Origin of the sequence: Defluviimonas sp. D31, from assembly GCF_033436765.1 — a bacterium.
Classification (GTDB): domain Bacteria; phylum Pseudomonadota; class Alphaproteobacteria; order Rhodobacterales; family Rhodobacteraceae; genus Albidovulum.
The window spans coordinates 1-1,737 of sequence record NZ_JAWQFN010000058.1 but is presented as its reverse complement, the minus strand read 5'-3'; the positions used below and the strand labels follow the sequence as shown (position 1 = coordinate 1,737).

The window sequence follows — 1,737 nt, the reverse complement described above, 5'->3', positions numbered from 1 at the left end:
GACGCGCCATCTGCTCGTCCGTCAGCCAGAAAAGGTTGCTCATGCTCAGGTCTCCTTGCGGAGCCTGAATCACGCCGAAAGTCGGAAATCAATGGGTCTGGAGCCTACCACAACGGAATGATGGGCGGATCTACACCAAATATCGATCGGATTGCAAAAGAAGGCGCGATCTTCACTGACGCCTACGCCCAGCAGAGCTGCACTGCAGGTCGTGCTTCGTTTATCCTCGGGCAACATCCATTCAGAACCGGGCTGCTCACCATCGGCATGCCGGGGGCAGAGCAAGGCATTCAGGACAAGGATCCGACACTCGCCCAACTTCTGAAAAACCACGGGTATGTGTCTGGTCAATTCGGCAAGAACCACTTGGGTGATCGGGACGAGCACCTGCCAACCATGCATGGTTTCGATGAGTTTTTTGGAAACCTGTATCACCTGAATGCGGAAGAAGAACCGGAAAGCGAGTTCTATCCGAGGGACAACAAGGAGTTCGTCGAGAAGTTCGGACCACGTGGCGTCCTTCACACCTATGCTCAGCCGGACGGCACCCAGAAGATTGAAGACACAGGGCCTTTGACGCGCAAGCGCATGGAAACTGCTGACACCGAATTTCTGGATGCATCGATCAAGTTCATCGAAGCAGCTCATGAAGCCGGAAAGCCTTTCTTCGTCTGGCACAATTCCACTCGAATGCATGTGTGGACGCACCTCAGCGAAGAGTACGAAGGCAAATCAGGGTACGGCCTTTACGCCGACGGTATGATGGAACTGGATGACGGCGTCGGCCGACTGCTCGACAAGCTCGACGAGTTGGGAATCGCCGATAATACGATCGTGGTTTTCAGTACCGACAACGGTGCCGAGAAATTCACATGGCCGGATGGTGGGACGACACCATTCCGCGGTGAGAAAGGTACCACCTGGGAAGGCGGCTTCCGCGTCCCGATGATGGTCAGGTGGCCCGGTACCGTCGAGCCAGGAACAGTGGTCAATGACATCTTCTCACATGAAGACTGGATGCCGACCCTCATGGCTGGCGTTGGCGAGCCGGACATCAAGGACAAGCTGTTGACCGGCCATGAGGCCGGTGGCAAGACCTTCAAGGCCCACCTCGATGGTTATAATCAAATGGGCCTTCTGGCCGGCACAGCCCCCGGAGAGCGGAAGGAAATCTTCTATTTCGATGCAGGCGGGAACCTCAATGCCGTTCGCTACAATGACTGGAAGATACACTTCACTATCATGGAGGGGTCCATCAACGAAGCCTATCGCAAGACGCCGAGCTGGCCTCTTATCGTTAATCTCAGAATGGACCCCTACGAAGTAGGCCCGGATGCGGCATTGTATATCAGGCAGTTCTACGCTGATCAGATGTGGATGTTTGTTCCCGCTCAGGCATTGGTGAGTAAGTTCCTGGAAACGTTCAAGGAATTCCCGCCGACCAGGGGCGATTCCCTGAGCGTCGACGCTGTATTGGCTGAAATGCAAAAGGCTTCGAGCCGGCAGTAACTCTTCTGATAAAAAAAACTTGCAGATCTTACCCTTGTCACTCCCGGTCCCCTGACTGGGAGTGATTTTTTGCGGTACGTCATGTTGACAGATGGCGAACCACATTAATTCCGGCACGCAGGAAAAGGCCGCCGCATTTTTTGCGGCGGCAGTCTGGGGAGGGAAGGGGAGGTTCAGATGTCGAGAGTGTTGTCGCGTTCCCAGTCTGTGAAGTGGGCGGCGTAGGCG

The 1,737-nt window shown here is 55.0% G+C and carries 1 protein-coding gene; it reads left to right on the top strand.

Translation table 11 applies throughout. The annotated features are described in order from the left end of the window. Positions 1-1,509, top strand: a 1,509-nt coding sequence (locus tag R5H32_RS20850; protein ID WP_318340555.1) for an arylsulfatase, incomplete at its 5' end; no start/stop codon positions are given. Between the last annotated feature and the right edge of the window lie 228 nt (positions 1,510-1,737).